The organism is Virgibacillus sp. SK37 (assembly GCF_000725285.1).
GTDB lineage: Bacteria > Bacillota > Bacilli > Bacillales > Amphibacillaceae > Virgibacillus_Q.
In genome coordinates, this window is record NZ_CP007161.1 from 2,413,723 (window position 1) to 2,440,707 (window position 26,985).

Annotated in this window: 21 protein-coding genes, 3 rRNA genes and 1 other annotated feature; of the genes, 7 read left to right on the top strand and 17 right to left on the bottom strand. The window is 40.4% G+C overall.

Annotated elements, in window-relative coordinates:
- Positions 1-38 precede the first annotated feature (38 nt).
- The gene (locus tag X953_RS12415; RefSeq protein WP_040955870.1) at positions 39-695 is read left to right on the top strand and encodes a peptidylprolyl isomerase; all 657 of its coding nucleotides are present in this window, start codon (positions 39-41) and stop codon (positions 693-695) included.
- Between the two features lie 73 nt (positions 696-768).
- On the opposite strand, the gene X953_RS12420 is transcribed toward X953_RS12415, so the two are convergent.
- From X953_RS12420 to X953_RS12460, 9 genes are all read right to left on the bottom strand, one after another.
- The gene (locus X953_RS12420; protein WP_052350125.1) at positions 769-1,422 is read right to left on the bottom strand and encodes an SDR family oxidoreductase; all 654 of its coding nucleotides are present in this window, start codon (positions 1,420-1,422) and stop codon (positions 769-771) included.
- Positions 1,423-1,692: 270 nt separating this feature from the next.
- A complete protein-coding gene (locus X953_RS12425) occupies positions 1,693-2,079 on the bottom strand; it encodes an ectoine synthase (RefSeq protein WP_019379252.1) in 387 nt (128 codons plus the stop codon).
- A gap of 36 nt (positions 2,080-2,115) precedes the next feature.
- The gene (ectB, locus tag X953_RS12430; RefSeq protein WP_040955871.1) at positions 2,116-3,393 is read right to left on the bottom strand and encodes a diaminobutyrate--2-oxoglutarate transaminase; all 1,278 of its coding nucleotides are present in this window, start codon (positions 3,391-3,393) and stop codon (positions 2,116-2,118) included.
- A gap of 18 nt (positions 3,394-3,411) precedes the next feature.
- Positions 3,412-3,924, bottom strand: coding sequence for a diaminobutyrate acetyltransferase (gene ectA, locus X953_RS12435; RefSeq protein WP_040955872.1), 513 nt, complete (start codon positions 3,922-3,924; stop codon positions 3,412-3,414).
- Positions 3,925-4,429: 505 nt separating this feature from the next.
- Positions 4,430-6,100 (bottom strand): CocE/NonD family hydrolase, encoded by a 1,671-nt coding sequence (locus X953_RS12440; protein WP_040955873.1) that lies wholly within the window; start codon positions 6,098-6,100, stop codon positions 4,430-4,432.
- A 105-nt stretch (positions 6,101-6,205) separates the two neighbouring features.
- Positions 6,206-6,868, bottom strand: a complete 663-nt coding sequence (locus X953_RS12445; RefSeq protein WP_040955874.1) for an ABC transporter permease — start codon at positions 6,866-6,868, stop codon at positions 6,206-6,208.
- Position 6,869: 1 nt separating this feature from the next.
- Positions 6,870-7,799: an osmoprotectant ABC transporter substrate-binding protein gene (locus tag X953_RS12450; RefSeq protein ID WP_040955875.1), complete on the bottom strand. Its 930-nt coding sequence runs from the start codon at positions 7,797-7,799 to the stop codon at positions 6,870-6,872.
- Positions 7,800-7,815: 16 nt separating this feature from the next.
- Positions 7,816-8,463, bottom strand: a complete 648-nt coding sequence (locus tag X953_RS12455; RefSeq protein WP_040955876.1) for an ABC transporter permease — start codon at positions 8,461-8,463, stop codon at positions 7,816-7,818.
- Positions 8,464-8,475: 12 nt separating this feature from the next.
- Positions 8,476-9,636, bottom strand: coding sequence for a betaine/proline/choline family ABC transporter ATP-binding protein (locus tag X953_RS12460; RefSeq protein ID WP_040955877.1), 1,161 nt, complete (start codon positions 9,634-9,636; stop codon positions 8,476-8,478).
- Positions 9,637-9,868: 232 nt separating this feature from the next.
- Between X953_RS12460 and X953_RS12465 the strand changes: the two genes are divergently transcribed.
- A complete protein-coding gene (locus X953_RS12465; protein ID WP_040957100.1) occupies positions 9,869-10,429 on the top strand; it encodes a GbsR/MarR family transcriptional regulator in 561 nt (186 codons plus the stop codon).
- 73 nt (positions 10,430-10,502) lie between these two features.
- Here the strand turns inward: X953_RS12465 and X953_RS19165 are convergent, their stop codons facing one another.
- Entirely contained in the window at positions 10,503-11,498 is a 996-nt protein-coding gene (locus X953_RS19165; protein ID WP_052350126.1) for a hypothetical protein, read from the bottom strand.
- Positions 11,499-11,637: 139 nt separating this feature from the next.
- Between X953_RS19165 and dpsA the strand changes: the two genes are divergently transcribed.
- Entirely contained in the window at positions 11,638-12,519 is an 882-nt protein-coding gene (gene dpsA / locus X953_RS12475) for a dipicolinate synthase subunit DpsA (RefSeq protein WP_040955878.1), read from the top strand.
- Between the two features lie 56 nt (positions 12,520-12,575).
- The gene (locus X953_RS12480; RefSeq protein WP_040955879.1) at positions 12,576-12,959 is read left to right on the top strand and encodes an SLAP domain-containing protein; all 384 of its coding nucleotides are present in this window, start codon (positions 12,576-12,578) and stop codon (positions 12,957-12,959) included.
- Positions 12,960-13,075: 116 nt separating this feature from the next.
- On the opposite strand, the gene X953_RS12485 is transcribed toward X953_RS12480, so the two are convergent.
- On the bottom strand, positions 13,076-14,344 hold the full coding sequence (locus X953_RS12485; RefSeq protein ID WP_040955880.1) for a cytosine deaminase: 1,269 nt from the start codon (positions 14,342-14,344) through the stop codon (positions 13,076-13,078).
- On the bottom strand, positions 14,341-15,612 hold the full coding sequence (gene codB, locus X953_RS12490; protein ID WP_040955881.1) for a cytosine permease: 1,272 nt from the start codon (positions 15,610-15,612) through the stop codon (positions 14,341-14,343). The genes X953_RS12485 and codB overlap by 4 nt, the downstream gene beginning before the upstream one ends.
- Positions 15,613-16,252: 640 nt before the next feature.
- Here codB and X953_RS12495 point away from each other — a divergent pair.
- Positions 16,253-16,693 (top strand): Hsp20/alpha crystallin family protein, encoded by a 441-nt coding sequence (locus tag X953_RS12495; protein WP_052350127.1) that lies wholly within the window; start codon positions 16,253-16,255, stop codon positions 16,691-16,693.
- A gap of 346 nt (positions 16,694-17,039) precedes the next feature.
- Here the strand turns inward: X953_RS12495 and rrf are convergent.
- From rrf to X953_RS12515, 4 genes are all read right to left on the bottom strand, one after another.
- A 5S ribosomal RNA gene (gene rrf, locus X953_RS12500) occupies positions 17,040-17,155 on the bottom strand.
- Between the two features lie 85 nt (positions 17,156-17,240).
- A 23S ribosomal RNA gene (locus X953_RS12505) occupies positions 17,241-20,157 on the bottom strand.
- Between the two features lie 288 nt (positions 20,158-20,445).
- Positions 20,446-22,011, bottom strand: a 16S ribosomal RNA gene (locus X953_RS12510).
- Together the 16S, 23S and 5S rRNA genes form the textbook arrangement of a ribosomal RNA operon.
- A 402-nt stretch (positions 22,012-22,413) precedes the next feature.
- Positions 22,414-22,722 (bottom strand): rhodanese-like domain-containing protein, encoded by a 309-nt coding sequence (locus tag X953_RS12515; RefSeq protein WP_040955882.1) that lies wholly within the window; start codon positions 22,720-22,722, stop codon positions 22,414-22,416.
- Between the two features lie 184 nt (positions 22,723-22,906).
- On the opposite strand from X953_RS12515, the gene X953_RS12520 reads away from it, so the two are divergent.
- The gene (locus tag X953_RS12520; RefSeq protein ID WP_156958485.1) at positions 22,907-23,581 is read left to right on the top strand and encodes a hypothetical protein; all 675 of its coding nucleotides are present in this window, start codon (positions 22,907-22,909) and stop codon (positions 23,579-23,581) included.
- 43 nt (positions 23,582-23,624) lie between these two features.
- Here the strand turns inward: X953_RS12520 and leuS are convergent, their stop codons facing one another.
- Positions 23,625-26,036, bottom strand: a complete 2,412-nt coding sequence (leuS, locus tag X953_RS12525; protein WP_040955884.1) for a leucine--tRNA ligase — start codon at positions 26,034-26,036, stop codon at positions 23,625-23,627.
- 45 nt (positions 26,037-26,081) lie between these two features.
- Positions 26,082-26,296, bottom strand: a binding site (T-box leader).
- A 102-nt stretch (positions 26,297-26,398) separates the two neighbouring features.
- On the opposite strand from leuS, the gene X953_RS12530 reads away from it, so the two are divergent.
- The gene (locus tag X953_RS12530; RefSeq protein ID WP_040955885.1) at positions 26,399-26,959 is read left to right on the top strand and encodes a class I SAM-dependent methyltransferase; all 561 of its coding nucleotides are present in this window, start codon (positions 26,399-26,401) and stop codon (positions 26,957-26,959) included.
- Positions 26,960-26,985 lie beyond the last annotated feature (26 nt).

Genomic DNA, 26,985 nt, shown 5'->3' on the forward strand with positions numbered 1-26,985 from the left:
ACATGCTATAATAGAAAAATGAACAGGAGGATGAAAAGTTGAGAGTATTTACAAAGCTATTTATAGCAGTTATTTTATTCACTATTATTTTGAGTGGATGTGGAACACAGGAAGATTCCAGCAAAGAAAACGAACAAAAAGCAGACCAGAAAACGGACTACCCCCATGATGTGAAAGAAAACCCTATTGTTACCATTACAATGGAAAATGATGAAACTATAAAAGCGGAACTATATCCTGAAAAGGCTCCCGAAACCGTAGCTAATTTTATCTCTTTGGTTCAGGATGGCTTCTATGATGATCTGATTTTTCATCGGGTTATTCCTGGCTTTATGATACAAGGTGGTGACCCGGAAGGAAATGGAACAGGGGGGCCAGGCTACTCTATTGACGGCGAATTTAATTCCAATGGTTTTACCAACAATCTAAAGCATGAGCGTGGTGCTCTCTCCATGGCAAGATCTCAAGACCCGGATTCCGCAGGATCGCAATTTTTCATTATGGTTAGTGAGTCACCTCATTTGGATGGCGACTATGCTGCGTTCGGAAAAGTTACCGAAGGCATCGAGACGGTCGACCAAATTGTTGACACAGAAAGAGATGAAGCGGATAAACCATTAAACGAGCAAAGAATGAAAAAGGTAGAGGTAGATACGAAAGGATATAATTATCCGCAACCCAAAAAGAACAAATAGCGATTCGAAAAGCAAACTGCCAAAACGCATGGAAAATTCCATTAGCGTTTTGGCAGAAAATTTTAGTATCAACTTATACTTCAGGTTTTGTTATTTCGCCGTGTTTCTGTACAGACTCTGCAGCTGCTAGATCAACAAGTACACCTACAACCTCCGCAGGTTCATATTCCCCATCAGGATTACCCTCAGAAACCACATTTAAGGGGTCAAATAAGTTAATTTGGATTCCATTGTCCTTTTCCTCTTCAGCGACTGTTTTCATCAGTGCTTCAACTGCTGCTTTACTTGCGGAATAAGCCCCCATCCCCTTCATAAAGAAATTGACCATTCCAGAAGTGACAGAAATTACTTTACCATTTTCACTTTTACGTAACAGTGGTAAACAAGCGCGAGTCGTAAGAAATTGGGTAGTTAAGTTTAAATCAAACATTTTTTGCCATTGCTGAAGTGACATTTCTTCAATAGGTGCCATTGCGTTCACCCCACCAGCATTGTTTACTAGAATATCTAATTCACCAGCAGTATTTTTTTGTAATTCATCGACTAAAGTGTTCACTTCAGATTCCTTCGTCAAATCAGCCGGAATAATGAAGCAGCCTTCTCCAATTTCCTGCGCAACTTCACGCAGTTTTTCTTCCCTTCTACCGTTAAGAATGACGGTCGCACTTTCCTTAGCAAATGCAATTGCGATCGCACGCCCGAGTCCTGTGCCTGCTCCCGTAACCAATGCTACTTTCCCTGATAACTTCCCATTTCATCCACTCCTCCAAATTGTATGTACAGCTTTAATTCACCTACGAATAAATATGAATCATGGTTGTAATCAACTTAAGCTTACCACAATTTACAAATAGTTCAAATTATTAGGACATTTAACCAGATATCCTTTTATCTATAAAAAATTGGTACTCGCATTTTATAAATTAAAATTCCCACAAATACTCTGAAGACTTTAAAAAGACGCCCGATAAACGTGTTTGGGCGCCTTTGTTATACTTTATTCTGTCAGTAATGGATAATAGCCTTCTTCATTATGTGTTTCCGTTCCCACTAGTGGGGGGTTAAATACACATACCATGCGCATTTGGGTTCTTGCACGCAATCTATGTTTATCGTTTTGATCAAGGATGTACATCGTACCAGGTTTAATCTGAAAAACCTCACCTGTCTCCACCTTTTCAATTTCACCTTCACCTTCAATACAATAAACAGCTTCGATGTGGTTTTTATACCAGAAGTAATTGTCTGTACCTGCTTTAATAAGTGTGTCATTCATACTAAACCCACAATTATCTTTTTTTAATAAAAATCTGCGACTTGTCCAGTTCTCCCCAGATGTCTCATCCTTTGTGCCAATAATATCTTCTAGTGATTTTACTATCATACTATTTTCCCCTTTCCCCTGTTGCAATAGTTTAGTTTATTTGTTGGTAACATATTTTATGCTATCTTCTAATATATCCAGTCCTTTTTCGAGTCCTTCTTGATCAATCACAAGGGGTGGGAGGAATTTTACAACTTCATCGTCTGGACCAGAAGTTTCTACAATCAGCCCCCGTTTAAAAGCTTCTGCACAAATTTCTTCGGCAATGCCATCTACATGAACAGCAATCCCTTGCATAAGTCCTCTGCCACGAGCTTCCCCCTTTAGTACGGGATATTTTTCAATAAGTTTGTTTACAGCTGTTTTTAATAAATCCCCTTTTGCTTGGATTTCTTTACTGAAGTCATCTGTTTTCCAGTTAGATAGTGCCTCAGTAGCTGCGATAAATGCCAAATTATTGCCGCGGAAGGTACCATTATGTTCTCCTGGGCCCCATTGGTCATATTCCGGTTTAATTAAAGTGATAGCCATAGGCAAACCAAAACCACCAATTGATTTGGATAAACAAACTACGTCAGGATTAATTTCTGCTGGTTCAAAACTAAAAAATGTACCGGTGCGTCCATTCCCTGCTTGAACATCATCAATTATTAGGAGAATATCCCAGCGTTTACAAATAGCATCAATTTTTTTAAGCCATTCCATTCTTGCTGCATTAATGCCACCTTCTCCCTGAACGGTTTCAAGAATAATGGCTGCTGGTAAGGCAACTCCGCTTCCGCTATCTTCTAGAAATCTTTCCAAATAAGCAATGGAATCCTGGTCTTCCACATAATCATCAAAAGGCATAGAAACAGTGTGGTGTAAGGGAACCCCTGCACCGTGACGCTTGAAAGAGTTACCTGTAACAGACAATGAACCAATTGTCATCCCATGAAAAGCGTTAGTAAAGCTGATCACGGTATCACGACCAGTAACTTTACGAGCAATCTTCAATGCGCTTTCAACTGTATTAGTGCCGGTAGGTCCTGGGAACATTATTTTATAATCAAGGTTTCGAGGTTTAAGAATTATCTCTTTAAATTGTTCAAGAAATTCTTTTCTAGGAGTAGTGCCCATATCAAGGCTGTGGATAATTCCATCATTTTTAATATAATTAATTATTTTATCCTGCATGGCATCGTCATTATGGCCATAATTCAGCGTGCCAGCCCCAGCAAAGAAATCAATATATTCTCTACCATCTGTATCCCAAAGCTTGTAGCCTTTTGCTTTCTCAAAAACAGCCGGCCACCCTCTGCTATAGCTACGTACAGCTGATTCTATCTCTTCAAATGTTTTCATTTTCGATTCATTTAAAACTGCGGTTGTCATTCAATCATCCTTATCCATTTAATTTTTTTGAAAAGGTCCAATCTTAAACAATAGTTCATCCTCATGACCTTCTTGTGGAAAGTCATCTGCTGAAAAATAATCACCAATTTCGCAATTTGTGTCAAGCTTTTTAGCAAGGCCCTTAAATAATTGCTGGGATGCCGTGTTAGATGGTGATACAGTTGCTTCTACATAAGAAACATTTGCACAGGCTTTTCTTTGAAGCAATTGAAACAACATTTTTGTCCCCAGTCCTTTTCCACGTTCCGATTCATTTACAGCTACCTGCCAAATGAATAGCGTTTTTGGATGCTCCGGATGAATAAAACCGGAAATGAATCCCACCGCTTCCTCTTCCCTATCAGCTACAATGGATGTCTCTGAAAAAACTTCACACCACATCAAATAGCTATAGGAAGAGTTAAGATCAAGGACACCAGTATCTTTAATTAACTCCCAGACAGCTGCGCCATCATCTTTTGTGGGCTTGCGAAAATGAAAGTCTGTTTTTATATCAGTTGATATTGTCATCTCGGTTATTCCACTATTAATGCTCCCACCTCCTATATTTTTAAAAAATAATGTACTATATAAGCGTACTTCTAAGCACCATATTCGTCAAAACGGATTAAATCCGATATATCGCCATTAAGTTTGATTTGATACGATGAGACAATAATGGTTAACAATGCCTTTAATTAGCTACCAAATAATAAGAAATAGCCGGAATTTTATGTAATTAGACAAAAAACTAAAAAAAGTGCATACGCCTTGAAGTAAGGACAGGCTAAATTCGTCCCATCCTTGGCAATCCTTGTCTTACTTGGGGATGGAACGGGGAAGTGATTACTCGTTCCCCAGAAAATATTTGCGTATTTTCACCGGGAATAACAATCTGTTCTTCCGAATTGTCCAAGATTGTTTGTGCACAAGAACTTAAAACGCTAAACACTTCCTTCTTTAATCTTCAAAAAATAAGAGAGCATACCTTTCCCAAAAGTTCTGACAACCTGGTTAAAGATACACTCTCCATTTTTTATTTTTCTATAGGAAGGATGATACGCGAAGGAAAATTAACTCCGTGGTACACATTCTCTATCGCAGGCTTACCGACTTTGGAAGTCTTTGATGTACGCCCATTATTTAAATTAATATCATATAATGGTGCATTACTTGCAGCGATATCAACTCGAAGGCTATGTCCCTTCTTTAATAAATATGCGGTATGGCCGACTTCTATTTCCATGCAGAATGGTTGATCAACTGATTTTACTTTTTCTCGATAAAAAGTATCGATAATGTTAAATACTTCCCCATTTGGTTCTAAGTCTGAAAGTCTTATAGAAATATCACATAACGGTGTAGGACTGGATACCCAGAGAGATGCTTTTACTGTTCCAAGAATATGGAGGTCTTCTTCTTGGATGGGACTCGTATAAACAAGTACGTCTTCTCTATCTTGAATGTCACCAATCTCATAAACACCGGAACCATTCCCCGCAATCAATACACCACCGCCTCTGGTGGGCACGGGATTATTGGGATCCAAGAGAAGTTCAGATTTAGTATCCTTTCGCATAGGTTGATTTGCAAGCTCTCCATCACCTCTTCTCGTCTGTGAAGACCCATTACTCGTAAGAAAAAGCTCCTTACTAGTAGCTGTTGGAGGCCATTGATCATAGGCTTTCCATTTTTCTTGTCCCATTAAATAAAGATGTACAGTTTTTTCTATTTCCAGAGGCTTATCTTTTAACCAGTGATCAAACCATTTTATATGAAGTTCTGTGGGATCTCCCACCTGGTCTGGTCCTATCTGTTCTGCTCCCCCTGCAAAATAACGTTCACCAGCATGGCCACTCATGTCCTCATGTGTCCATGGGCCAACCCAAATTTGAGTAGGCCCTCTATATGCTTGATAAGCTTCTATGGTAGGCTCTAATAATGCATCAAACCAGCCTCCAATGAACAGAGCAGGGATTTGTATGGAATGTAACTTATCCAATAGTTGAGTTCGTTCTATTAGCTCTGAACTAACTTTATCATGCATTACATCAAAGAAAAAAGAATTCGGATCTAAGTCATTCATCGGGGGCCACTCATCAGCAGGACGGTAATCTAACCATTCCCTCATATTAGCTTGGTATTTTTCAACTTTCGTTTGGTCGAGCTTTCTACGCTTTTTTAACTGATCTTCAATAATAGAGCCTAGCGTCCATGTCTGAAATTTAGCTACACCTTTTGCTGCACTATCGCCATTTAAAATATCTGCCCACGGTTCCGCCATTGTCATTACAGGCGCAATCGCTTTAAGAGATGGTGGGTTTTCTACAGCAGCTGCTAATTGTGTATAGCCGTGATAGGACATACCAAACAGACCGACCTTTCCATTAACATATGGTAAATTGGCAGCCCACTCTACGGCTTCGTAACCATCTTTACCTTCATAAATAAACGGGTAAAATTCTCCGTCTGAAGCAAACCTCCCTCTTACATCCTGTAGTATTACAATATATCCTGCCCTTACCATACGTGGTACTTCCAGGTATTCATCATAATACCGCTTTTCTTCTTTATTGTATGGTAAACGTAGCATAAGAGCTGGATATTGATTATTATTATTGGGTCGGTATATATCTGACCTAAGCACAGTACCATCGGAAAGCTCAAAGGGTACGTTTTTCTCCACACTGATTTTTTCTTCTTTCATTTTCCTTCCCCCTTCGAATCTGTTTCTATGTATTCACAGTGAAGAAAACGGATTAATTATTAAAAATTAACACTAGACTTTGATCTAGTGCTAATTTACATCTGCCTACGCCGCTTTTGGTTTTGATGTTTTGACAGGATGTAATTTGCGTTCAATCCATCCCATTGCAAGGTCTGCAATTATCGCCATGAGAGCTGTTGGGATAGCACCTGCAAGAATAATCGCTGTACCGTCCGTAGCGTTCATTCCTCGTAAAATAATAGCACCCAGGCCACCAGCTCCAACAAAAGCGCCGACTGCAGCAATTCCTATACCAACTACTAGAGCTGTTCTAAGCCCAGCCATGATGACACTTATAGCTAGTGGCAATTCCACCATCCTTAGCAACTGGAAACGCGTCATTCCTGATGCATAACCTGCTTCTACAACTGTTTTATCTACTTCTTTCATACCGACATATGTATTCTGCGTAATCGGTAAAATAGAATATAGCATTAACGTAATAATTACCGTGTTCGTACCCAAGCCAAAAGCAATCATAATCACAGCTAATGCTCCCAATGCAGGGATGGTTTGAATGATACTACCAAATGCCAAAACCCAGCTGCTTAATTTCCCATACCTGGCAATAAGAATGCCTAAAGGAATAGAAATAACTGCAGCAAATAGCACACCATAGGCAGCCATCAAAAAGTGGCGATAAAACTGAAACCAGATGTAATCTCCATTTTGCCCAACATAGGTTATAAATTGATTCCATGTTTCCATGTTAGTTTCCTCCCTTCCCAGCAGATGCAAAGTAATTATTCGCTTCTAAAAATTCTTTTGCTACTTGATGTGGGTTCATTAATTCCACATCTGCTTTATAGTTTAGTTCCTGCATTTTTTCAGTGGAAATTTTCCCTGACAATTTTTCAGTGATCGTTTTAATTTCTGGGTATTCTTCCAGTAATTCATTACTAATAACTGGTGAAGCATCGTATGGTGGAAAGAATTTCTTATCATCTTCTAACACCTTCAAGTCAAACTCTTTTATTCTTCCATCGGATGAGTAAGCGAGCACCACGTCCATATGGCCACTTGATGCTGCTTGATATACAAGCCCTACGTTCATAGGAAACACTTCTCCAAAATCGAAGTATGTTTGCTTAAAGCCTTCATATCCATCTCCCTTACGATTGATCCAAGCATTATCGACACCAAACCGTAAATCGGAAGCAAATGGCTCTAAATCGGAAACAGTCTTAATATTATTTTTTTCAGCAAATTCTGTTGTGACTGCCACGGAGTAACTATTTTCAAATCCGTATGAGTCTGCCCATGTTTCATTAAATCGTTTTTGAAATTCACGTTGAACAATCTCCATAGCTTTTTCAGGGTCTGTAATTGGATCCATTCCGAGCGCCCCGGATAAATCAGTACCTGTATAACGAGTAGAGGTTATGTCCAAATCTCCTCTTATCATCCCTTGGTGCTGCACAATAGAAGAACCGAGGTTAGTTACTGGCTCCGTATCTAGATCTGTTTCCCTTTCAATCATAATGGAAAGAATCTCCCCAATGATTTCTGATTCTGATGTCCCTAACATTCCAATCTTAACTGTATCTGTTGTAGTACTGGCAAGCCCTGGAAGAGAACAGCCGGACACCATGATCAAAACCAGTACAGGAATTACCAGTTTTCCTATTTTTTTCCGCATCGTATCAACTCCCATGTTATGCTGCTGCTTCATATGATTCTTTCATTCCATTTGGTGTTAATTTTTGTTCAGCTAATGCTAGCAAACGGTCTGCAATCAGAGCAAGAACTGTAGCCGGCACCGTACCAGCAATAATTAATACTGGTTGGTAGAGATTTAATCCATCAAATATAAAATCTCCTAAACCACCGCCACCAATAAATGCTGCCAAGGTTGCCCAACCTATTAAATAAACAGTTGACAGACGAATTCCTGCCATAATTACAGGAAGCGCTAGCGGTAGCTCCAACTTCATTATTGATTGCCAATTACTCATTCCCATTCCTTTTCCTGCCTCACGCACACTTGCATTTACTCCTTGAATACCAATATATGTGTTTCGTAAAATTGGCAGCAAGGAATAGAAAAACAGAGCAAGAATTGCTGGTAACTTACCTACTCCTAGCAAAGGAATAAAGAAAGCCAGAATAGCCAAACTTGGGATGGTCTGTAAAATACCTACAAAGGAGATTAAACGGTCTGCCATTTTGGGGATTCGGGAAAACAAGATTCCCAGTGGTACTGCTACAACTACACCTAGTAAAATAGCAAAGAAAGAAATGTATAAATGCTCCCCTGTTTTTATGAGAAGTTCTGTAGCATGGTTCGATAAAAATTCATTCATTCTTTCACCCTCCTATTTTGCAATCTCCAATTCTATGTGTTCTTCTACATCAAAACCATCGCCCCAAATTGTATCGTAGACCAGATTAGCCAACGTAGCCCTTGTTACAATTCCAACAAGTTTTTTATCCTCGTCCACTACAGGCACATACTTGACACCTCTACGTAGGATCTTGTGAACGGTATCTCTTAACAGACTATCTTTTTCAACAAAAAGAAATTCTTTTTCCATAACCTCATTTACCAAGGTTGCTTTCTTGTAGTTTAAATTAATGATCTCTATGTCTATAAAACCTACTAGTTGGTTACGAGTATCCAAAACAAGTAAGGAATCAACATGTTTGTCACGCATAATGGAAATCGCATTTTTCAGGGAGTCATTTTCCTGCACAGTAATCGGCGTTCCTTCCATTATTTGACCGACCGTAGTAACATCAGGTCTTCCTTGGATCAATCGCTCTTTACCTAGGAATTCTTCCACAAATTCATTTGCAGGATTACGTAATATTTCCTCAGGGGTGTCTGCTTGTACTACTTCGCCATCGCGCATGATCACAACACGATCTGCAAGCTTTAGTGCTTCATCCATATCATGGGTAACAAACACAATCGTTTTATGTAATTCTTTTTGAAGTTTTTTGAACTCATCCTGCAAGGAATCCCTTGTGATAGGATCAAGTGCACCAAATGGTTCATCCATCAATATTAAAGGGGGATTTACAGCTAATGCGCGAAGGACGCCAATCCGTTGTTGTTGCCCCCCACTTAGTTCATGAGGATATTTGTCAAGGTATTCCGTAGGCAGACCAACTAATTTAATCAATTCTTTTGCACGTTCATTTTTCTTCTCTTCCGGCCATTTTAAAAGTGTACCAACAAGTACGATATTTTCTTTAATTGTCATATGTGGCATTAAACCAATTTGCTGAATAACATAGCCAATGGAGCGACGAAGCTCTACAGGATCTTGCTGCTTAATATCCTTTCCATCAACTAGTATAGTTCCATCAGAGATGTCAATTAATCGGTTGACCATTTTCATTGTAGTCGTCTTTCCACAACCACTAGGACCGATAAAACATACAAACTCTCCCTTATTTATCTTTAAGTTTAATTTGTTAACAGCGGTTTTCCCACCATCATAGACTTTTGTCACGTTCTTAAATTCTAACAAAGTCTTCCACCTCCATGTAGATTTTTGTCGATCAATAGAACTATTTCAGTATATAGAATAAAAAACATGTCGTAAACTTTAAAAAATCTGTGTAATTATTATTTTATAAACTTTATATCCTGTATATCTTTGATTTGCTTCTATTTTCTTAGTATTTCGGAGAATTGTATTATTAACATTTTCTATTAACTCATGCTATGATAAGTACGGGAGGGAGTTCATGGATACTTACATAGAAAAAGAAATACTGGAAGAACTAAGACAAGCAGAAAGTCAGATTTCTGATCGAATTGCAGATAATATGAAAACGTTTGGAGTTTCTTCCACTGTTGGTCGACTTCTCGGAATCATTTACCTTAATCGCACGCCCATGACTTTGGATCAACTTGCAGACGAAACCGGAATGAGTAAGACTCGGATGAGCCAGGTGATGCGGCAAATGATGTCCTTGAATATAGCAGAAAAGGAATTTGTGAAAGGAAGTCGCAAAGAGTATTACAAGGTAGAAAATGATTATATTCAAACATTCATCTCCTTGTTCACTACAAATTGGAAAGAGGTAGTTAGTAAAAATTCACAACTTGCAAGACGTCTTCAGGATAAAATTCTGCGTTTGGAAGAAAAACACCGAGATAACTTTTCACCTGAAGCTGAGAAAAAAATAGCTGATTTAAAAGAAGAGTTGGAACAATGGATTAGCTACTATGATTGGATACGAAGACTTGTTGATTTTTTTGAAAGTGAAGATATACTAAAATACGTGCCTCCAAAAAAGCCAAGTACTGATAGCTGAAGGTGAAAAAACACACTTACCGATAGTTGTAATACCTATCAGCAAGTGTGTTTTTATTTAAACTCTATCTTTTTTATCCGTCAATTACTTCATTAAAAAGCAATCCATTTTTAAAATCAATTATTTTCAATCTGTTTGTGTCTTTTACAAAAATGCTCTTAAATTGTTGCTGTCCATTTTCATTGGTAATTAACATCACACGTTTATGTGGATTGTTCTCCACAATCCTCATATGATCTTCATCTACTCCTGTTTGTTCCTCTACAATATCAAATTCAACAAAATCATCTATTTCTACTGACTCTTCTTCTACAGTTTGGTCTTCTTGTGAATCAGAATCTTCAATATCCTCTAGGATTCCATTAAAGACAAGACCACCCCTAAAATCAATTACTTTTAATCTATTGGTATCTTTTATAAATATACTTTTAAATTGATTTTGACCTTCTTCGTTGCTTCCTACCATCACACGTTTATGATCATTATCTTCTACAACCTGCCACTGATCGTCATCTATATCCGTTTGGTCTTCTACCATATCAAATTCAACGAAGTCATCTACATCTTTATCTTCATTTGCATTATTTTCTTTATCTTGCTCTTCATTTGCTGTATTATCTTTATCTTCATCTGTATCTGTATCTGTTGGCTTATTTACTTCATTGTCTTCATTATGCCCTGCATTTGTTGTTGAACCTTCAAGCACCTTATTTACAAGCAAGCCTTTATGAAAGTCAATTAATTTATGACGGGTTGTCTCTTTAACATAAATACTCTTGTACTGAGGTAGTCCCTTCTCGTCACTGAACAGGATCACCCGCTTATACGGATTGTCCTCCATCACATTAACTGTCCACTTTCCTGTATCAATGTGAGCTTGAATGCTTTCAAATTCAGCGAATTTGCTGATATCCTCCGAAGCAGATACTTGATAATGCATTGTAGCAAAATCGGTTCCCTTCTGTAAATTTGTTGCGTTTGCTGAGTCAGCATGTACTACATCTCCTCCACTAATTCCGCTGGAGGCCAACATAAGTGCTCCCATTGATGTTACAATTAATGTCTTCATAAATTTTATCTCTCCTTTTCTATGTGATTAATTACATAATAACCTCATAAAATGAAAAAACAGTGTGATTAAAATTAGAAAACGGTAAGAATTTCCTCAGTTAGTTTTAATAATAGAATAGAAGAAAGGTTGATGTTCAATGAGTCTAAAAAAGAAGTTATTGATCTTGGGAGGGGATGCGAGATATTTAGAAGCAACTCATTTACTAGCTGATAAAGGTGTTGATATTGCTCTTGTCGGTTATGACCAACATCCATTCCAACAAAAAAATGTACAAATAGTTGATCCAGATCATTTTTCTTATGGCCATTTGGATGCTGTACTGCTGCCAGTGGGAGGTATTGACTTAAATGGTGAAGTAGAAGCTACTTACTCAGATAAGACCATTCATCTTACAAAGGAAATGTTAATTCAAACTCCAGAGCATTGCAGCGTCTATACAGGAGCTGCCAATATATATCTAGAACAATTAACGAATCAGACGAACCGCAAACTAATAAAAATCTTCCAAAGCGAGGAGATGGCAATTCTCAATTCTATCCCTACTGCTGAAGGCGCATTACATGTAGCAATAGAAGAAACTGCTACGACTGTTCACAATTCAAACGTAATGATTGTTGGTTTTGGAAGAGTTGGCATGACTGTTGCAAGATTATTTTCTGCGGCAGGGGCGAACGTGCATGTGACAGTAAGGAACAAGACAGCAGCTGCAAAGGCATATGGCATGGGATTACACTCTGTCTGGATCAATGACCTGCAAAAAGAGATTAAAGATATTGATATATGCCTAAACACCGTTCCAGCACCTATATTGAATAAAAAAGTAATTGCTAACCTAAAAAAAGATTGTGTAATTATTGATCTTGCATCAGCACCAGGAGGTACCGACTTTACCTATGCAAAAAAGCAAAACATAAAAGCTGTGCATGCACTTGGTTTACCAGGAAAAACCGCACCAAAAACAGCAGGAAAGATAATAGGAGAGGCAATGTATGAACTATTAAATAATAAAATACAGTAGTTGATCGATTGTTCATGTTACAATAAGGTATCATTTATCTTCAAAGGAGTATCTGTATGCAAACATTAGTACTTGAACCGGCATGGGATAAAACGATTGCACCACAGGATAGAGAGCACATTGAAGTTCTTTTTCATGAGACAAAACGGGTATTTAACGAGGGAGTACATTTTATACCGATCCGACAAGCAGTAAATCATAGAGGTGATTTATTAATAAGTGTTCTTATCCATAATTTTTCTCAAGAAGATTACTTATTCGACCAAAAAACCCTACAATATATGTGGAATGAGAAGATCGTAGCCTCTCATACCTTTACTTTACCATTTCATATAATAAAGCAACATACTAGCATGCCTTGGACATTCATTTTTCCTAAAGAGACAGTTGTTACCACTGAGAATTTCACTAACGGTGAATTAAAGCTTATTAATCCTTAGGGAAAGAAGTATTTCATCATAAAGAAACAAATTAGCAGATGTTCGAGCATTACTTTTTTATAACAAAAAGACCTGCAGGATTTCACGCTTTCCTTCAGGTCTTTTTATACTCAATATTATTTTGCAAAGTCTATCTTTTCTACTTTATTTAACATTACGTTTGTCTCACTAGGTTTTGTTTCAGCAATAATTTTTCCATTTCGTATGGAATACAGGGTAGAAGCCTGTTTACGAATCACTTCATATTCATTATTGCCGTCCATTACAATAAGGTTCGCCGGCTTTCCGATCTCCACCCCATATGCTTTTTCCATATGCAGTGTTTTTGCACTGTTCGTTGTAATGAGATCGATGGAATTTACAATTTGCTCGTATCCCATTAGTTGGGAAGCATGTATTCCCATATGCAACACTTGTAACATATTCCCAGTCCCTAGTGGATACCAAGGGTCAAAAATATCATCATGTCCAAAGCAAACATTCATGTCAGCCTCCAATAGCTCTTTAACCCGCGTTAACCCTCGCCGCTTTGGATATGTATCAAAGCGGCCTTGTAGATGAATATTGACAAGTGGATTAGAAACAAAATTGATCTTTGACATACTTAACAAGCGAAAGAGCTTATATGCATATGAGTCATTATACGAGCCCATCGCTGTTGTATGGCTTGCTGTAACTCTTGAACCCAAACCACGTTCATAGGCTTCTGTTGCCACTACTTCTACAAAACGCGATTGTTCATCATCAATTTCGTCACAATGGATATCCACGAGCCTATCATATTTTTCTGCAAGGTCAAATGCCACCTTCATAGAGTCTACACCATATTCCCTCGTGAATTCAAAATGAGGAATTCCTCCGACGACATCTGCCCCCATCTTTAAGGCTTCTTCTACTAATTCTTTTCCATTCGGGTAAGATAGTATGCCTTCTTGTGGGAAAGCAACAATTTGGAGGTTGACATAGGGGGCCATTTCCTCTTTTACCTCAAGCATCGCGGTTAAAGCAGTCAACTTAGGGTCTGTTACATCAACGTGTGTACGGACATGTTGAATACCTTGAGCAATCTGCCATTGTAATGCCTTTTTTGCCCTTCGTTTTACATCCTCATGAGTTAAAATTTCTTTTCGTTGAGCCCAACGTTGAATACCTTCAAACAGCGTGCCGCTTTTGTTCCATTCAGGCTCACCTGCCGTCAATGTTGTATCTAAATGAATATGTGGCTCAATAAAAGGAGCGAGCACGAGGGAACCGTTCACATCTAACACATCTTGATTACTTACTGTTTCCTGGGTTGCGGAAGAGATGGAGGCTATTTTCCCCTCATGGATAGTTATATCCCACTGACCTTGCTTTCCACGTAAAGCTGCATTTTTAATAATCATGTATTACTCACCTTTTCTTTATTAGTTATAATAACTTCTTTGTCACTGAATTGTGCAACAAGTTTGGTTACAGCTACATGTATTACCGCTGAACCTATTAGTGCATTTATCGGCGGAATACCAGGTATGAAAGTTGCTGCTGCAATACCTGATCCCCAGGCAAGGATTGCTACCCAATTAAAGGACTTAAATTTCATTGTTTTGAAAGCTTGATAATTCCCTCGATTCAAGATAAAGAAATCAGCAAGAATAATCGCACCAATTGGAGGCAAAGCAGAACCAAGCAATGTTAGAAAACCAACAAAGTTAGTATAAAGCCACATGGCAGCAACTGTACCGATCATACCATTAATAACTACGATTTTATGCTTTGGTAGTTTTGTAATATTTGATAGTCCAAGTCCGGAAGCGTATAAGGCATTATCATTTGTAGTCCAGATATTTAGACCTAGTACAATGATTGCTGGTATAATCAGATTTTGCATAAACATAACTTCCGAAATATCTGCCAGTCCTGTAGCTATAGAACCTATTGCTCCAAATAGGAACATCAACGTATTACCAATGAAAAAGGCAACAACAGTAGATATAACTGCAGACCGTTTCCTTCTGGCAAACCGGGTGAAATCTGGAGTAAGTGTACCCGCACTAATGAACGAACCGATACAAATAGTAAGAGCAGCAGCCAGACTGATCGCTTCTGCCGGCTGATAGTCTAGTAAACCCTGAATTCCACCAAGACTTTCTGTTGCTTTCCATGCAGATGTACTGCCAAGTATTGAAATTAATGGTACCGCAATGAAACTAATAACAGCGAGTGCTTTCATACCAAAGAATGCTGTAAATGTCATTAACATACCAGCTATAGCAATCAAGACATAAATATCTATTCCTGTAACTTTTTGTACCGGAACAGCAAACATTGCCGTCCCCACTCCGAACCAACCTATTTGAGTAAACGCAAGTAGGAAAGAAGATAAATAAGACCCCTTCTCACCAAACGCATAACGTGCTAGCAAGTGAGTAGATAAACCTGTTTTGGCTGCCATATATGCAAGAGCTCCAGTATAGACTCCCAGCACAAGATTTCCTACAAGAACAATCCCCATGAATTGGATAAACGTTAATCCTTGTCCCAGCTCTCCTCCTGACCACATACTAGCAGAAAAAAAAGTTAAACCAAGCATTACAACAAGTGTTTTCCAAAAACCATTACGATGAGATTGTGGTACTGCTTCTAATGAAAACTCTGAATCTATTTGCTTCATTTCTATTCCTCCTGTTTTCGGTACCAAAACAAGAAGGTAGATTGTGCAAAAAAAACAGGCCCCCTGTCATATGTGACAAGAAGCCTGAATGTGGGATAAATGATTGAGAATTATCTACAATCATTACATTATGCCAAAAGAGACATATCCCTACACAATATCCGCTTTCCTTGTCAGCCTCACAGGACTGAATTAAAGGTACCATGTTTAATTATTTTTAATACTACAGATAACTCGCTGAAAAGTCAACAAAAATCAGCAACATGCTTTTATCTTGAATATATTGCTAATTAATAGCTCCTTATCACTTTATTTCAATCAATAAAACTAAAAGTACGCCAATACAATTCTCGGATATTTAACAAAGCATTCTCCGTTTCTAAATGCTAATAATATAATCAATGATGTTATCAAGAAACTGATCTTATAATAAAAATAAAATTTTAAGTGAAGAGTGCCCTCTATTCTTAATAACCTTTCTACACTTGTGACAGAGCCAATAAAAATTACATATTATATAATTATGGCATTGTTATTGTAGAAGAGGATAGTATAAACTATGGCCTAATTAGAGTTGCCCACTATTATTTCCTAGTCAACGCATATCTTACTATTAATATAAGGAGAGGATGATGTCTGAATGGACCATAATCAAAATAAATCAACACAAAAATCACAACCGTTTACTGATTTGATAAGTCGCATGGATGAATTCTTCAGTGATGCTTTTAGAGATTTTAAGCCACTATGGAACAATAAAGCAATTCCCATTGAGACCAAAGAAACACAATCTGCAATAATAATACGTGCGATGTTACCAGGATACACCCGAGAACAAATAGAGTTGGAAATCATGGGAAGACAAATAAGAATAGGTGTACAGAACTCTGTTTACGCAGAAAAGAAAGATGACGAACAAAAATACTTTCACACACAAGAATCTTATAGAAAGAATGAACGTATTATCACTTTGCCATTTCCTATCTCAAAAAAAGATACAACAGCCACCTATAAAAATGGTGTATTGACCGTAAACATCCCAAAAAATAATGCAGATCGAACATTTATTTCGATCTCCTAGAAAAAGAATATTGAAGTAAGGAAGATAGGCTAAAATCGCTCCTTTCTAGAGCAACTCTCGCCTGACCTGAGGCTGATACGATGGGTCATCAAAGACTGTTTGCGATTACTCACTCCCACAGAACCACCGAAAACATTTCTGTCCTACAGCAACTCGGCAAGCTTACGCAAGAATTTACAGTGGCGATTTGTGACCATAAAATTATTGCCTAAAACCTTGTGGGAGTAAGCGTTGTGTCTTGACTTGTCTAATCCACCAAAAGAATTACCCACAGTTTGCGAATTTTAAATTTTTTCATGCTAAAAAAGCATTGCGATACCTTATGTATCACAATGCTTTTTGAATTGCCTAGCGGCGTCCTACTCTTGCAGGGACAACGTCCCAACTACCATCGGCGCTGGAGAGCTTAACTTCTGTGTTCGGCATGGGAACAGGTGTGACCTCTCCGCTATTGCTACTAGACCACTTTTTAGCGGTATATATCATAAAATGAATTTATACCCTAAAAACTAAATAAGAGAAAAACAAAGACCATCAAAGAAGAAAATTAGTTAAGTCCTCGATCTATTAGTATCCGTCAGCTCCACGTGTCACCACGCTTCCACCTCGGACCTATCAACCTCATCGTCTCTGAGGGATCTTACTCACTCGAAGTGATGGGAAGTCTCATCTTGAGGGGGGCTTCATGCTTAGATGCTTTCAGCACTTATCCTTACCACACGTAGCTACCCAGCTATGCTCCTGGCGGAACAACTGGTACACCAGCGGTGTGTCCATCCCGGTCCTCTCGTACTAAGGACAGCTCCTCTCAAACTTCCAACGCCCACGACGGATAGGGACCGAACTGTCTCACGACGTTCTGAACCCAGCTCGCGTACCGCTTTAATGGGCGAACAGCCCAACCCTTGGGACCGACTACAGCCCCAGGATGCGATGAGCCGACATCGAGGTGCCAAACCTCCCCGTCGATGTGAACTCTTGGGGGAGATAAGCCTGTTATCCCCGGGGTAGCTTTTATCCGTTGAGCGATGGCCCTTCCATGCGGAACCACCGGATCACTAAGCCCGACTTTCGTCCCTGCTCGACTTGTAGGTCTCGCAGTCAAGCTCCCTTCTGCCTTTACACTCTGCGAATGATTTCCAACCATTCTGAGGGAACCTTTGGGCGCCTCCGTTACCTTTTGGGAGGCGACCGCCCCAGTCAAACTGCCCGCCTGACACTGTCTCCGGACCGGATCACGGCCCTGGGTTAGAATGGTCGTACAGCCAGGGTGGTATCCCACGGATGCCTCCACCGAAGCTGGCGCTCCGGTTTCCAAGGCTCCCACCTATCCTGTACAAGCTGTACAAACATTCAATATCAGGCTACAGTAAAGCTCCACGGGGTCTTTCCGTCCTGTCGCGGGTAATGCGCATCTTCACGCATAGTATAATTTCACCGGGTCTCTCGTTGAGACAGTGCCCAAGTCGTTGCACCTTTCGTGCGGGTCGGAACTTACCCGACAAGGAATTTCGCTACCTTAGGACCGTTATAGTTACGGCCGCCGTTTACTGGGGCTTCGGTTCTGCGCTTCGCGTAAGCTAACGCTTCCCCTTAACCTTCCAGCACCGGGCAGGTGTCAGCCCCTATACTTCGCCTTTCGGCTTCGCAGAGACCTGTGTTTTTGCTAAACAGTCGCTTGGGCCTATTCACTGCGGCTCCTCCTTAAAGGAGCACCCCTTCTCCCGAAGTTACGGGGTCATTTTGCCGAGTTCCTTAACGAGAGTTCTCCCGCTCACCTTAGGATTCTCTCCTCGCCTACCTGTGTCGGTTTGCGGTACGGGCACCTATGAACTCACTAGAGGATTTTCTTGGCAGTGTGAAATCAGGAACTTCGGTACTCAATTTCCCTCCCCATCACAGCTTGAAATTGTTGGACGGATTTGCCTATCCAACTTTCTCACTGCTTGGGCGCACACATCCATCGGTGCGCATTCCTTATCCTACTGCGTCCCCCCATCGTTCAAACGCTCATGAGGTGGTACAGGAATATCTACCTGTTGTCCATCGCCTACGCCTTTCGGCCTCGGCTTAGGTCCCGACTAACCCTGAGAGGACGAGCCTTCCTCAGGAACCCTTAGGCTTTCGGTGAAAGAGATTCTCACTCTTTTTTCGCTACTCATACCGGCATTCTCACTTCCAAGCGCTCCACCAGTCCTCACGGTCTGACTTCACAGCACTTGGAACGCTCTCCTACCATTGTTCGTAAGAACAATCCGCAGCTTCGGTGATACGTTTAGCCCCGGTACATTTTCGGCGCAGAGTCACTCGACCAGTGAGCTATTACGCACTCTTTAAATGATGGCTGCTTCTAAGCCAACATCCTGGTTGTCTGGGCAACTCCACATCCTTTTCCACTTAACGTATACTTTGGGACCTTAGCTGGCGGTCTGGGCTGTTTCCCTTTCGACTATGAACCTTATCACCCATAGTCTGACTCCCAAGTCTAAGTAGCTGGCATTCGGAGTTTGACTGAATTCGGTAACCCGATGAGGGCCCCTAGTCCAATCAGTGCTCTACCTCCAGTACTCATTTTCTTGAGGCTAGCCCTAAAGCTATTTCGGAGAGAACCAGCTATCTCCGTGTTCGATTGGCATTTCACCCCTACCCACACCTCATCCCCGCATTTTTCAACATACGTGGGTTCGGGCCTCCAGTCAGTGTTACCTGACCTTCACCCTGGACATGGGTAGATCACACGGTTTCGGGTCTACGACCACATACTCAAATCGCCCTATTCAGACTCGCTTTCGCTGCGGCTCCGTGTCTTCCACTTAACCTTGCATGGGATCGTAACTCGCCGGTCCATTCTACAAAAGGTACGCCGTCACCCATTAACGGGCTTCGACTACTTGTAGGCACACGGTTTCAGGTTCTCTTTCACTCCCCTTCCGGGGTGCTTTTCACCTTTCCCTCACGGTACTGGTTCACTATCGGTCACTAGGGAGTATTTAGCCTTGGGAGATGGTCCTCCCGGATTCCGACGGAATTTCTCGTGTTCCGCCGTACTCAGGATACACTCCGGAGAGAATTCCTTTTCGATTACAGGGCTCTTACCTGCTATGGCTGATCGTTCCAGATCGATTCATCTAAAGAATTCCTTTGTAACTCCAAAGGAGTGTCCTACAACCCCAGAAAGCAAGCTTTCTGGTTTGGGCTAATTCCGTTTCGCTCGCCGCTACTTGGGAAATCGCATTTGCTTTCTCTTCCTCCGGGTACTGAGATGTTTCAGTTCCCCGGGTCTGCCTCACATAGCCTATGTATTCAGCTATGCGTACTGTTCCATTACGAACAGTGGGTTCCCCCATTCGGAAATTCTCGGATCAACGTCTACTTACGACTCCCCGAGACATATCGGTGTTAGTCCCGTCCTTCATCGGCTCCTAGTGCCAAGGCATCCACCGTGCGCCCTTATTCACTTAACTATTTTTACAATGAATAAGCGTGCTAATTTCTTAGCCTTACTTTATATCTAAAATTGATGTCGTTGTTACTCTTATTTAGTTTTCAAGGTACAACTTCCACAGGATGTGGTGGCTTCTGTGTTCGTCACAAATGTTTTAGATGGGACGAGTAATCGCAGTCCCAGGAGGTGACGGTACTTAACAGAAGTTCCTTTGAGAAGCTTTCGCTCTCTCAAAACTGAACCAAACAACCATGTATGTCCTTCCTGAAAGGCGTAAACCTTCCAGTGTTCCGTTCTAAATCCTTAGAAAGGAGGTGATCCAGCCGCACCTTCCGATACGGCTACCTTGTTACGACTTCACCCCAATCATTGGTCCCACCTTCGGCGGCTGGCTCCAAAAGGTTACCTCACCGACTTCGGGTGTTACCAACTCTCGTGGTGTGACGGGCGGTGTGTACAAGGCCCGGGAACGTATTCACCGCGGCATGCTGATCCGCGATTACTAGCGATTCCGGCTTCATGCAGGCGAGTTGCAGCCTGCAATCCGAACTGAGAATGGTTTTATGGGATTTGCTTGACCTCGCGGTTTTGCTTCCCTTTGTTCCATCCATTGTAGCACGTGTGTAGCCCAGGTCATAAGGGGCATGATGATTTGACGTCATCCCCACCTTCCTCCGGTTTGTCACCGGCAGTCACCTTAGAGTGCCCAACTAAATGCTGGCAACTAAGATCAAGGGTTGCGCTCGTTGCGGGACTTAACCCAACATCTCACGACACGAGCTGACGACAACCATGCACCACCTGTCACTCTGTCCCCGAAGGGAACTCGGTATCTCTACCGATTGCAGAGGATGTCAAGACCTGGTAAGGTTCTTCGCGTTGCGTCGAATTAAACCACATGCTCCACCGCTTGTGCGGGCCCCCGTCAATTCTTTTGAGTTTCAGCCTTGCGGCCGTACTCCCCAGGCGGAGTGCTTAATGCGTTAACTTCAGCACTAAGGGGCGGAAACCCCCTAACACCTAGCACTCATCGTTTACGGCGTGGACTACCAGGGTATCTAATCCTGTTCGCTCCCCACGCTTTCGCGCCTCAGCGTCAGTTACAGACCAGAGAGTCGCCTTCGCCACTGGTGTTCCTCCACATCTCTACGCATTTCACCGCTACACGTGGAATTCCACTCTCCTCTTCTGTACTCAAGTCCTCCAGTTTCCAATGACCCTCCACGGTTAAGCCGTGGGCTTTCACATCAGACTTAAAGGACCGCCTGCGCGCGCTTTACGCCCAATAATTCCGGACAACGCTTGCCCCCTACGTATTACCGCGGCTGCTGGCACGTAGTTAGCCGGGGCTTTCTGGTTAGGTACCGTCAAGGTGCCGCCCTATTCGAACGGCACTTGTTCTTCCCTAACAACAGAGCTTTACGATCCGAAAACCTTCATCACTCACGCGGCGTTGCTCCGTCAGACTTTCGTCCATTGCGGAAGATTCCCTACTGCTGCCTCCCGTAGGAGTCTGGGCCGTGTCTCAGTCCCAGTGTGGCCGATCACCCTCTCAGGTCGGCTACGCATCGTTGCCTTGGTGAGCCGTTACCTCACCAACTAGCTAATGCGCCGCGGGCCCATCTGTAAGTGGTAGCAAGAAGCCACCTTTCAACTTTCCATCAGGTGATGAAAAGTATTATCCGGTATTAGCCCCGGTTTCCCGGGGTTATCCCAGTCTTACAGGCAGGTTGCCCACGTGTTACTCACCCGTCCGCCGCTCGTTCCACAAGCGTCACCTCCGAAGAGGATCAGCTTGCTTCCCGCGCTCGACTTGCATGTATTAGGCACGCCGCCAGCGTTCGTCCTGAGCCAAGATCAAACTCTCCATAAAAGTTTGAATAAGATCGACACCAATCAATCTTATATCCATGTCTTAGCTGCAGAAGCGTTAACTTCTGGCTTTTAAAAATTAACGAAAAACGTCATGTTTTTCTTGACATACTGGTTGTTTTGTTCAGTTTTCAAAGAGCAAATTTGTTGTCACTTCCAAAAAAGCGACTTAAATAATATAGCATATCGTTAATTAAAAGTCAACATTTTTTACGGCTGAGTATTTTCAACATAAAAACCAAAATCATGACAATCTTTTATGTTGGAAATCAATTATATCACTATACATTTACACTGTCAATCAATAATCAACTATTTTTGAAATGGGTTGCGAAAAATGATGTTGTTTTTAAACAGCAAGATATATAATACTACTCATTTAATAAACTGTCAACATAAAATCTTAAAAAACGACTTCTCCCTCCCAAGCAAGCATACCTCCACTCATATTAGATACATCATAGCCTTGCTCTTTTAAATAAGTAGCTGCTTTCATACTGCGATTACCAGATCTGCAAACAAGCACATGGTGCTTCTTTTGGTCCAATTCGTCTTTCGAATATGGAAGCTCTCCTAAGGGAATGTGCTTTGCATCCTCTATCATCCCTTGTGCTACCTCTTCATCTTCTCGAACATCCAAGACGACAATGTCTTCATCTTCCCTAATCAGCTTTTCTACTTCTTTTGGTGTTATTTCTTTAATCTTTTCCATAATTGATTTCTCCTTCATAAATAGTTCTAGTCCAGTTTACGATATTTGAGGTATATCCTGCAAATAAATAACACAACATAAAAAATATTGAAGACTGGAGAGATTATTGATGAGATATATATTTATTCCCTGTTTTATGTTATGTTTCCTGCTATTTACCCAAGTTACACTAGCAGATGAAAGGATGAAGGAAGTAATAATAAATTCCTATCATGTAGACTTAAAACAAAATGGCGTAAAAGAAAACATTCATTTGAAAGGAAACCCTTTTTCTAAGCAATCAGCTTATTACCCAAGAATTTGGGCAGAAATAAAAGGAGTTTCAGACAAAGTACGAAAGATAGAGTTAGGTGGTGGGTATAGACCATCATTAAAGTTTATTGACTATAACCATAACCAATTAGAAGATATACTATACCAAAGTTCCACTACAGCTCACGAAAGTGAAGTGTATAACTACACACTAATCAGTGTAGAAGAGGATAATATAGAAGAGATCCGACTTCCTAAACGAGAGTATATGGATCTATTATTTAAAGATAACTTTGAGTTGACTGTAAAGTTATCTCCCCAACTCAGTCCATTATCTATAGATGTAAGTAATAATTCAAAAGAGCTTACCCGACTGGGGATTTACAGCAAGGATGGAAAGGTGCTAAAAGAGAAGCCTGTTATTAATCGCCATATTATCTCTTTTGACCCCATTGAATTAAGTGGCGGGAAAGGATATGGTTTAAAAAGCAAAATGAAGCTAAGCCTCTCTTCCTCCTCAAATAATTTAGGAGTGGTAGAAACACTTTGGTATTATAAGGATGGAAAATGGATTATTTTAAAAACTGATTGGCTGTCAAATCATTAATAAACAGAAAGACCTCATCCATTTACGGAAGAGGTCTTTCTGTTTAATTAGCTACAATATTAACAAGCTTCCCGGGAACTACAATCACCTTGCGAACCGTCTTCCCTTCAAGTAGATCACTAATTTTGTCATCCTCCAAGGCTATTTTTTCTAACTCTTCCTTGGAAATATCCTTAGAAACGTGAAGCTTATTACGTACTTTCCCCATAATTTGAATGACTATTTCTACCTCATCATCAACCAGCTTTGTTTCATCGTATACAGGCCACGGTTCAAAGCTAATTGTTTCAGGATGCCCTAGACGACTCCATAATTCTTCAGCAATATGTGGTGCTACAGGTGAGATCAGTTTAATGAAGCCTTCCATATACTCCCTTGTAAGGTATTCTGCTTTATATCCTTCATTAATAAAGACCATCATTTGAGAAATACCTGTATTAAAATGTAAGTTTTCAAAGTCCTCGGTAACTTTTTTAACAGTTTCATGATAGACCTTTTCGAGGCTCGGGTTTATTTTATCGCTAATCTTTTCTGCTGGGTTACCATCTTCAGTGATCATTAATCTCCAAATGCGGTCAAGAAAACGCCTTGCTCCATCAAGTCCATTTGTCGACCACGCTACCGCTGCGTCTAACGGTCCCATAAACATTTCATATAAACGTAGTGTATCTGCTCCATGAGACATTACAATATCATCCGGATTTACTACATTTCCTTTTGATTTACTCATTTTTTCATTACCTTCACCAAGGATCATTCCCTGATTAAACAATTTCATAAATGGTTCTTTAGTGGGTACCACCCCAATATCAAATAAGAATTTATGCCAGAATCGAGCATACAACAGATGGAGTACCGCATGTTCAGCACCTCCAATATATATATCGATTGGCAACCATTCTTTCAGCGCTTTCGGATCTGCTAATTGGTTTGAGTTATCAGGATCAATGTAACGTAAGAAATACCAGCAGCTTCCTGCCCACTGAGGCATCGTGTTTGTTTCACGGCGTCCTTTCATCCCTGTCTCTGGATCAACTACATTTACCCAATCACTATTCGCTAAAGGTGATTCCCCAGTACCAGATGGTTTGATTTCTGTCATAGTTGGAAGTTCCAACGGAAGGTCTGATTCAGGTACAGCAGTCATCGATCCATCTTCCCAATGAATGATAGGAATTGGTTCTCCCCAATAACGTTGTCTTGAGAATAACCAATCGCGTAAACGATACGTAATTTTTCGGGATCCTCTCTTATTTTCCTCCAGCCATTCAATCATCCTACTAATTGCTTCGTCTTTTCCCAGACCGTTCAGAAAATCAGAGTTAACCAGTTTACCATCTCCGGTGTATGCTTCTTTGGAAACATCTCCTCCCGTAACCACTTCGGTAATAGGTAATTCAAACTTCTGAGCAAATTCATAATCACGTTCATCATGTGCAGGAACTGCCATGATTGCACCTGTGCCATAAGACATCAGTACATAATCCGCAATCCAAATAGGCATCTTTTCACCATTTACAGGGTTAATTGCATAGGCCCCTGTAAATACTCCAGTCTTTTCTTTTGCAAGATCCGTACGTTCCAGATCTGATTTTGTTTGAATTTTATTTAAGTAAGACTCTACATCTTCTTTATGAGCATTAGTTACAATTTTTTCAACAAATGGGTGCTCAGGCGCCAGTACTGCATAGGTAGCTCCGAACAATGTATCAGGTCTTGTTGTAAACACAGTAAAGCTTTCGTCGAAACCATCGATTTCAAAAGTTACCTCTGCCCCTTCAGAACGACCAATCCAGTTTCGCTGCATATCCTTAATACTTTCCGGCCAGTCTACATCTTCAAGGTCTTCCAGTAAACGATCAGCATAAGCAGTAATTTTTAGCATCCATTGTTTCATCGGCTTACGAACAACTGGGTGGCCTCCCCGTTCACTTTTTCCGTCTATTACTTCCTCGTTGGCAAGCACTGTTCCTAGTGCAGGACACCAGTTTACCGCAACCTCGTCCATATATGCGAGACCTTTTTCATACAATTTCGTGAATATCCATTGGGTCCACTTATAATAGTTCGGATCTGTTGTATTTATTTCTCTATCCCAATCATATGAAAAGCCTAACTCTTGAATCTGCCTCTTAAAGGTGGCAATATTTTTGGCAGTAAATTCTTTTGGGCTATTACCCGTATCAAGAGCGTATTGCTCGGCTGGAAGTCCAAAAGCATCCCACCCCATTGGATGGAGTACTTCATAACCCTGCATCCTTTTCATTCTTGAGAATATATCTGTAGCGGTATACCCTTCCGGATGCCCAACATGAAGACCAGCCCCTGATGGGTATGGAAACATATCAAGTGCATAAACTTTTTCTTTTTCTGAAAATGTATTTGTTTTGAAAGTTTTGTTTTCTAACCAATATTCTTGCCATTTCTTTTCAATTTCCCGGTGATTAAAACTCATAATTTTTTCCTCCTTATACATAAAAAAAAGCCACTCATCCCTACAAAAAGGGACGAGAGGCTTTAACTTCCCGCGGTACCACCCAAATTAACACTAATGTGTTCACTTGTATCTATAACGCAGATATACGGCAGGAATTACTTATTTTCACTCCTGCAACTTTGAAGGTGAGTTCATAAACACTTCAACGACAGTTTTCACCAACCACTGCCTCTCTTCGCCTGAAAATGTATATTACTAATCCTTCACATCGTCGATATATTATGTATCTCGAATTGTAATGAAAGGAGATTGCTTTGTCAAGGAAATTCCTTGTTAGTTCTGTTAGAATAATTATATCGTCAAAAATAAAGGAGTTAAACATGTTAAAGGGAATATTAAATTTTGCTCACTATTTGTTGGAAGAATCAGTAGAGCCCGGAGACACAACGATCGATGCTACTTGTGGTAATGGAAATGACACGTTATTTTTAAGTAGAATAGTCGGTACGAATGGACATGTTATTGCTTGTGACATCCAACAACAGGCAATTGACACTACAAGACAGAAATTAGTTGAACATAATCGTTTTAATGTTTCATTAATTCAGGATAGCCATGCGCATCTTAAGAATTATATAGATAAGGATAACGAGATAGGCGGGGCAATATTTAACCTTGGCTATTTACCTAAAAGTGATAAGATGATTATCACGAATGGAGAATCGACGATTTCTGCAATAGACACTATTCTAGATTTTTTAAAGCGTGGCCGACTTATCGTTCTAGTTGTTTATCATGGTCACCCCGGAGGACAAGAAGAAAAGAATGCTGTGCTAAAACACGTAATGAATTTGGAACAAAAAGAGTATAGTGTACTTCAATATGGTTTTATCAATCAAAAAAACAACCCACCATTTATTATCGCTATCGAGAAAAAATAAGAGGAAATATCGTATTTCAAAGGAGG

What these genes read in the sequence shown, in the direction of transcription:
- X953_RS12425 (WP_019379252.1), bottom strand. Translation starts at nt 2,079, where the DNA reads ATGATAGTAAAATCACTAGAAGATATTATTGGCACAAAGGATGAGACA.
- ectB (WP_040955871.1), bottom strand. Translation starts at nt 3,393, where the DNA reads ATGACAACCGCAGTTTTAAATGAATCGAAAATGAAAACATTTGAAGAG.
- ectA (WP_040955872.1), bottom strand. Translation starts at nt 3,924, where the DNA reads ATGACAATATCAACTGATATAAAAACAGACTTTCATTTTCGCAAGCCC.
- X953_RS12440 (WP_040955873.1), bottom strand. Translation starts at nt 6,100, where the DNA reads ATGAAAGAAGAAAAAATCAGTGTGGAGAAAAACGTACCCTTTGAGCTT.
- X953_RS12445 (WP_040955874.1), bottom strand. Translation starts at nt 6,868, where the DNA reads ATGGAAACATGGAATCAATTTATAACCTATGTTGGGCAAAATGGAGAT.
- X953_RS12450 (WP_040955875.1), bottom strand. Translation starts at nt 7,799, where the DNA reads ATGCGGAAAAAAATAGGAAAACTGGTAATTCCTGTACTGGTTTTGATC.
- X953_RS12455 (WP_040955876.1), bottom strand. Translation starts at nt 8,463, where the DNA reads ATGAATGAATTTTTATCGAACCATGCTACAGAACTTCTCATAAAAACA.
- X953_RS19165 (WP_052350126.1), bottom strand. Translation starts at nt 11,498, where the DNA reads ATGAAGACATTAATTGTAACATCAATGGGAGCACTTATGTTGGCCTCC.
- dpsA (WP_040955878.1), top strand. Translation starts at nt 11,638, where the DNA reads ATGAGTCTAAAAAAGAAGTTATTGATCTTGGGAGGGGATGCGAGATAT.
- X953_RS12480 (WP_040955879.1), top strand. Translation starts at nt 12,576, where the DNA reads ATGCAAACATTAGTACTTGAACCGGCATGGGATAAAACGATTGCACCA.
- X953_RS12485 (WP_040955880.1), bottom strand. Translation starts at nt 14,344, where the DNA reads ATGATTATTAAAAATGCAGCTTTACGTGGAAAGCAAGGTCAGTGGGAT.
- codB (WP_040955881.1), bottom strand. Translation starts at nt 15,612, where the DNA reads ATGAAGCAAATAGATTCAGAGTTTTCATTAGAAGCAGTACCACAATCT.
- X953_RS12495 (WP_052350127.1), top strand. Translation starts at nt 16,253, where the DNA reads ATGGACCATAATCAAAATAAATCAACACAAAAATCACAACCGTTTACT.
- X953_RS12515 (WP_040955882.1), bottom strand. Translation starts at nt 22,722, where the DNA reads ATGGAAAAGATTAAAGAAATAACACCAAAAGAAGTAGAAAAGCTGATT.
- X953_RS12520 (WP_156958485.1), top strand. Translation starts at nt 22,907, where the DNA reads ATGAAGGAAGTAATAATAAATTCCTATCATGTAGACTTAAAACAAAAT.
- leuS (WP_040955884.1), bottom strand. Translation starts at nt 26,036, where the DNA reads ATGAGTTTTAATCACCGGGAAATTGAAAAGAAATGGCAAGAATATTGG.
- X953_RS12530 (WP_040955885.1), top strand. Translation starts at nt 26,399, where the DNA reads ATGTTAAAGGGAATATTAAATTTTGCTCACTATTTGTTGGAAGAATCA.